The 6165-nt window shown below is 53.2% G+C and carries 7 protein-coding genes; 6 read left to right on the forward strand and 1 reads right to left on the reverse strand.

Going from position 1 to position 6165, the window contains the following annotated elements:
* Positions 1 to 3 precede the first annotated feature (3 nt).
* From dnaX to AC9UEO_RS11685, 4 genes are all read left to right on the forward strand, one after another.
* Entirely contained in the window at positions 4 to 1644 is a 1641-nt protein-coding gene (dnaX, locus tag AC9UEO_RS11670) for a DNA polymerase III subunit gamma/tau (protein WP_509533574.1), read from the forward strand.
* 9 nt (positions 1645 to 1653) lie between these two features.
* A complete protein-coding gene (locus AC9UEO_RS11675; protein ID WP_509533577.1) occupies positions 1654 to 1986 on the forward strand; it encodes a YbaB/EbfC family nucleoid-associated protein in 333 nt (110 codons plus the stop codon).
* Positions 1986 to 2582: a recombination mediator RecR gene (recR, locus tag AC9UEO_RS11680; RefSeq protein WP_509533580.1), complete on the forward strand. Its 597-nt coding sequence runs from the start codon at positions 1986 to 1988 to the stop codon at positions 2580 to 2582. The genes AC9UEO_RS11675 and recR overlap by 1 nt, the downstream gene beginning before the upstream one ends.
* Before the next feature lie 77 nt (positions 2583 to 2659).
* The gene (locus AC9UEO_RS11685; protein ID WP_509533583.1) at positions 2660 to 3709 is read left to right on the forward strand and encodes an ABC transporter substrate-binding protein; all 1050 of its coding nucleotides are present in this window, start codon (positions 2660 to 2662) and stop codon (positions 3707 to 3709) included.
* A 2-nt stretch (positions 3710 to 3711) separates the two neighbouring features.
* Here AC9UEO_RS11685 and AC9UEO_RS11690 read toward each other — a convergent pair whose 3' ends face one another.
* Positions 3712 to 5142 carry a transglycosylase SLT domain-containing protein gene (locus tag AC9UEO_RS11690; RefSeq protein WP_509533585.1) on the reverse strand — a complete coding sequence of 477 codons (1431 nt, stop codon included), beginning with the start codon at positions 5140 to 5142 and terminating at the stop codon, positions 3712 to 3714.
* Here AC9UEO_RS11690 and AC9UEO_RS11695 point away from each other — a divergent pair.
* Together AC9UEO_RS11695 and AC9UEO_RS11700 are read left to right on the forward strand one after the other, a co-directional pair.
* Positions 5141 to 5914, forward strand: a complete 774-nt coding sequence (locus AC9UEO_RS11695; RefSeq protein WP_509533588.1) for a class I SAM-dependent methyltransferase — start codon at positions 5141 to 5143, stop codon at positions 5912 to 5914. The two genes, AC9UEO_RS11690 and AC9UEO_RS11695, sit on opposite strands and share 2 nt — an antisense overlap.
* A partial coding sequence (locus tag AC9UEO_RS11700; protein ID WP_509533590.1) for an RNase H family protein occupies positions 5911 to 6165 on the forward strand: 255 nt, incomplete at its 3' end. The genes AC9UEO_RS11695 and AC9UEO_RS11700, both read left to right, overlap by 4 nt.

The following is a 6165-nucleotide window of genomic DNA, read 5'->3' on the forward strand; positions in this document are numbered from 1 at the left end:
GCCATGTCCTATCTGGTGCTCGCTCGCAAATACCGTCCCAAGACCTTTACCCAGTTGGTGGGTCAGTCGCATGTGGTGCAAGCGCTCACCAATGCTTTGCGCTCACAACGCCTGCACCATGCTTATTTGTTCACAGGTACCCGTGGCGTGGGCAAAACCACGGTGTCGCGGATTTTGGCCAAGTCCTTGAACTGCGAGACCGGTATCACGGCCGAACCCTGCGGTGTTTGCTCAGCATGTACAGACATTGATTCAGGAAGGTTTGTTGATTACACCGAGTTAGATGCTGCATCGAACCGAGGTGTGGAAGAGGTGCAACAGTTGCTTGAGCAAGCCGCCTACAAACCTGTTCAAGGGCGCTTTAAAGTGTTCATGATTGACGAGGTGCATATGCTCAGCAACACCGCGTTCAATGCCATGCTCAAAACCTTGGAAGAACCGCCCGAATATTTGAAATTTGTATTGGCCACCACCGACCCCCACAAAGTGCCTGTCACCGTGCTGTCGCGCTGTTTGCAATTCAATTTACGTCCCATGGCGCCTGAGACCATCGTCGAGCACCTGACGCAGGTGTTAGCCGACGAACAGGTGCAAGCCGATGTGCAATCTTTGCGCTTGTTGGCCCGTGCCGCTCGCGGCTCTATGCGCGACGCTTTGTCCTTGACCGACCAAGCCATCGCCTTTGGCAACGGCACTTTGGCTGAAGCGGTGGTGCGCGATATGTTGGGCAGCGTGGACCGCAGCCATGTGTTTACCTTGATCGAGGCCTTGGCGCAGGGCGATGGTGCTGTGGTGGTCAACACCTGTGAGGCGCTGCGTCACTTGGGGCTGTCTGCAAGTTCCTTGCTTGAAGAGATGAGTATGGTGTTGCAGCGCATGGCGGTTCACCAAGCTTCGGCGCAAACTGCTGCCAGCGACGACCCCGACCCCGATGTGCAGCGCATCGCCAATTTATCCCACTTGATGCCTGCTGACGAAACCCAGTTGCTCTACAGCATTTGCTTGCATGGACGTGCTGATTTAGGTTTGGCCCCTGATGAATACGCTGCATTGACCATGGTGCTCTTGCGCTTGCTGGCCTTCAAACCGACCAAGGCCGAGGCTGAAAAAAAAACACTGAAAACAGCTCTTGAGCCCGTCACTCTCGCACCAAAACAGCCAGTACCTCCCGCACCAGCACCCACCGTGCCTGCGCCAGCAACCGTTGCGTCATCGGCTGCTACTTTTCAAGCCGCCGCTTTGTCACCCAGTGGCTCCCCTTTGGGTGAGCAATGGCTGTCGGTGGTGCAAGAGATGGTCAAAGCCCAATTGATTCAAGCCATGACACGAGAGTTGGCCATGCAGTCACAGCTGATGGCGCAAGCCGATGACGTATGGCAACTGCAAATTGAAAGCGAGTCTCTCAACAGCGCCAGCAACCGCGAACGACTGCAACTGGCGCTCCAATCTTTGGGGTATGCGGTGAATCTTCAAGTCATGCAAGGCCCTGTGCAAGACTCACCAGCTCGGCGTATCACCGCGCTACAACAGCAACGCATGGCACAAGCCCAAGCCGATATTCTTAACCACCCCAGCGTGCAACGCCTCATTCAAGAATACGACGCCAAGATCATTCCTGGCACTTTGCGACTTATCGACCACTGAAAGACCACCATGTTTAACAAGGGACAACTCGCGGGCCTAATGAAACAAGCCCAAGCCATGCAAGAAAACTTGAAGAAAGCCCAAGAGGAATTGGCCTTCATCGAAGTGACTGGCGAAGCCGGTTCTGGCATGGTGAAAATTCTCATGACCTGCAAGCACCAAGTCAAACGCGTCACCATCGACCCCAGCCTCATGGGCGACGATAAAGACATGCTGGAAGACCTGATCGCGGCCGCATTCAACGATGGCGCTCGCAAAGTAGAGGAAACCACTGAGGCCAAGATGGGCAAACTCACCGGCGGCATGCCCGGTTTGCCCGGCGGTATGAAGCTGCCCTTTTAATGCGCGATAACAGCGCTCTAGAGGCCTTGGTCCAAGCACTTAGGCGTTTGCCTGGCGTGGGGCAGCGCTCAGCCTCACGCATGGCTTACCACTTGTTGCAACACGATCCTGAGGGTGCCCAGTTGCTAGCGCGAAGCTTGGTCAATGCCGTGGAGGCCGTCAAGCATTGCCAGCGATGCCATACCCTCACCGAGTTTGAGATTTGCGCCACCTGCCAAGACTCTCAGCGTGACGCCACTCGCTTGTGTGTGGTGGAGACGCCCGCGGATCAATCCGCTTTAGAGAGAACCTTGGCCTATCAGGGGCTTTACTTTGTCTTGATGGGCAAACTCAGCCCGATTGAAGGTGTTGGGCCACACGACATCGGCATGCACAAGCTAATTGAAAGGGTGGAAGATGGCTTGGTTCAAGAGGTGATCTTGGCGACCAATTTCACCGCCGAGGGGGAAGCCACAGCCCACGTTTTGAGTGAGGTCTTTAGACGCAAAGGCTTAGTGGTCACTCGCTTGGCGCGTGGGGTACCGGTTGGCAGCGAATTGGAATATGTGGATTTAGGCACTATCGCCCATGCGTTGATGGACAGGCGAAGCACCTAAGGTTTTTACCAACAGGGGTGTACCTGATGCGCAAAACGACGTGAATGCTTATTCTTATAAGCATGTCAGATTCGCGAATGACCGATCTTTCTTCTATTCACCGGCGCCAATGGCTGATGGGTTGCTCGGCATTGGCTGCTTGCCTAACACTATCGCCTTTATCAGCCAAAGCCAGTCCTGAAAAAACTCGCTTGAGCTTGCTCTTAGACGACCGCGCCTCCTTGCCCCATTTGCCCTTGTTACTGGCAGAGCAGTTGGGTTTTTTCAAAGCCGAAGGTTTGACGGTTGAATTTGTGGAGCAAGCCAGCCAAGCCGCAGCCTTGTCTGCTTTGACGCAAGGCATGGCAGAAGTGCTTTGCGCCTCCTACGATAACGCCTTGCTACTTAAACAAAAAGGGTTTGATGCCGTAAGCATCGGGCAAATTGCTCGTACGCCCCAATGGGCCTTGGGCGTCTCAAATAAAAATCTACCCAACTTCAAAACCATGGCCGATCTTCGCGGTAAACGCATAGGTTTGACGGATGCTGAAGGCTTTGCCCAGCGATGCCTGTCGTTCAGTGTGCTGCGCTCAGGACTCAAAACCAACGACATTCAATGGGTTTATCTCAATTCATCGTTGCATGCCATGGTGGCAGTACGCACTGGCTCTTTGGATGCTTTGTTTGCTTCAGACCCCGTGATGACAGCGCTTGAGAAAAAGGACGATTTAACCGTGGTCAGAAATTTTCGAACCCTCAAGCAAACCCAGCAGGTGTTTGGTGGGCTTTTGCCCGGTAACTGTTTAATTGTTTCCCAAACTTTGGTGCAAGAAAATCCTGAGGTGTGTCAAGCCCTTGTATCGGCCGTAGTGCGCTGTCTTAAATGGTTGAGAACTGCGGGCCCCTCTGACTTGTTGCGCTACATGTTGGACAACCCTGTGGTGCCAGACCGTTTGGTGTATTTGAATGCCATCGATAACCTGCGAGAGAGCTTTTCCTTGGACGGCTTATTGACACCCGAGGCTCAGCAGGTGAGTCTACGCATGCTCAGAATGCTAGACCCCAGTTTTCTATCTACTACGCTTGCTTGGCAGGGTACGGTTCGCAATGACTTTGTTCGAACGGCCAAACAACGCTTTCGAATGTAGCCCTAACCTTTGTTGCGTTGGATGACTTTTTTACTTTTGCCACCCGCTTTTCCAGGCAGCATGAGTACCAGTTTTTGACCTGGCTTGATAGTGCTGTCAAGCGATAAATTGTTCCATTTGGCAACATCGGCCAATACAATTTTGTAGCGCTTGGCTACGCTGGCCAAAGTGTCTTTTTTGCGAGCCTTGATGACTTGCTTGCGCAAAACCATTTCGGGTGCCAGATTCAGTTGGCCGTTATCAGCCACCTTGGAGGTGACGTCTTTTTCTTGCTTGTTAGGGCGCGGAACCAACAGGGCCGAACCCGCTTTAATTAGCATGCGAGGAGGAATTTTGTTGACGCTGCGCATGTCCTCTTCGCTCATGCCTACTTTTTTGGCGGCCTCTGGAACTTTCATGTTTTTGGGGGCAACCCAGACAGTCCAACTTGCCAAGCGACCTTCATAGGAAGCTATATTTCGCTCAAAAATTTCAGCATTGTCCCAGGGCAAAAGAATTTGTGATGTTCCCCCGGCCAACAAGACTGGCCGGTGTGCTGAAGGGTTGAGGGCTTTGAAATCTTCAATCGGCACTTCAGCCAAGCGAGCAACCAAAGCCACATCCATGTCCCGAGGCAAGGGTACGGTTTGGAAGTAGGGGTGGTTGGCGATGGTGGGGAGTTGAATGCCCTTGCCTTCTGGGTTGGCCACCAAGTTTTTCATGGCTTGCAGCTTAGGCACATACAGGCGAGTCTCCGCAGGCATACGCAAATCGGTGTAAGCCACGGATTGACCCGCACGTTGGTTGCGATTGACGGCTTTGCCTACATTGCCTTCACCCCAGTTGTAGGCGGCCAAAGCAAGGTGCCAGTCCCCAAACATGCCATGCAAGCGCTGTAAATAGTCCAGCGCTGCACGGGTCGAAGCCAGTACATCTCGGCGATCGTCGCGAAAAGCGTTTTGTTTCAAATCAAAGTCTTTGCCAGTGCGCGGCATGAACTGCCACATGCCACTGGCGCGTGCAGAAGACACCGCCTGAGGATTGAATGCACTTTCAATGAAAGGCAGCAAAGCCAATTCTGTTGGCATGCCACGGCGTTCAATTTCTTCAACGATGTGGTAGAGGTATTTGCTTGAGCGAGCCGTCATGCGCTCGATGTAATCAGGACGGTTGGCATACCACTGCTCGCGCTCTTGTACCAAATCGACTTGCAGGTCTGGCATGGCAAAGCCACGACGTATGCGCGTCCAAAGGTCCGCAGGAATTTCTACCTCTGTCACTTTGTGACTGATTGGCGCCGTGTCCGGCAGGGCTTGCAGTTCGGTGGTTTCTAACGCTGTATCTGGCTGGATGGACTCGGCATGAGCCGAGACAAATAAGAGTGAAAGAAGGCTGAATAGAATGGGCAGCAAATACAAAACGCCCAAGCGCTGTCGGTGATATTGGTTTTTCATGGATGCTCAAATTATAGAAACCTCTTTGGACTTGAACGATTGGCTGCAAACACCTGCCGGCACCTACCTGCGCGATTGGGAGTCCCGCCAGTTTGACAAGGTCATCGCAGATATATTTGGCTACCACGCTTTACAGCTGGGTTTGTCAGCTATTCCTGCATTGCAAAGCAGTCGCATACGGCATTGTTGGGTGAGTGAAAACCAGCCCATCAACGGCTCTTTGCCCAGTTTGCTGACCGATGATGTGGCACTGCCTTACCCAGACCAAAGCCTCGATTTGGTGGTCATGCCACACACACTGGAGCTCAGCCGTGATCCGCACAGTTGTTTGCGTGAAGTCGAGCGTGTGTTGGTGCCCGATGGCCGTGTGGTGATTTGCGGCTTTAACCCGCTGAGCCTTTGGGGACTTCGCCATCAACGTGCCAAGGCCTATGCCCGCTTGGGTTGGCAAGCCCCATTTTTGCCTTCGCAAGTCGACTTTATTGCATCTTGGCGTCTGCGCGACTGGTTGCGCTTGCTCAGTTTTGATATTGAAGGTGGGTGTTTTGGGGCTTATCGACCCTCTTTTCAGTCAGACAAATGGTTGCAGCGCTTTGCTTGGATGGACAAAGCGGGTGACCGTTGGTGGCCCATCTTGGGTTCGGTGTATTTTTTGGTCGCTATTAAACGCGTTCGCGGTATGCACCTCATCAGCCCGCGCTGGAAAAAGGTGGTTCGCAAGACCGCTGTCAGCACAGTTCCCACGGTGAATTCAAGCGAGCACAGACGATGAAGTTGGTCACCATTTACACCGATGGTGCTTGCAAAGGCAACCCCGGTCCTGGTGGGTGGGGTGCTTTTTTGCGTTATGGCGAAACCGAACGTGATTTGTTTGGTGGTGAATTGCACACCACCAACAACCGCATGGAATTGATGGCGGTGATTCAAGCCCTGCAAGCCTTGAAGCATCCCTGTCAGGTGCACCTCTACCTCGACAGCGAGTATGTTCGCAAAGGCATCACCGAATGGCTGGCCAGTTGGAAG

The sequence above is a fragment of the Limnohabitans sp. genome, assembly GCF_040401495.1.
Taxonomy (GTDB): Bacteria; Pseudomonadota; Gammaproteobacteria; order Burkholderiales; family Burkholderiaceae_C; genus Limnohabitans.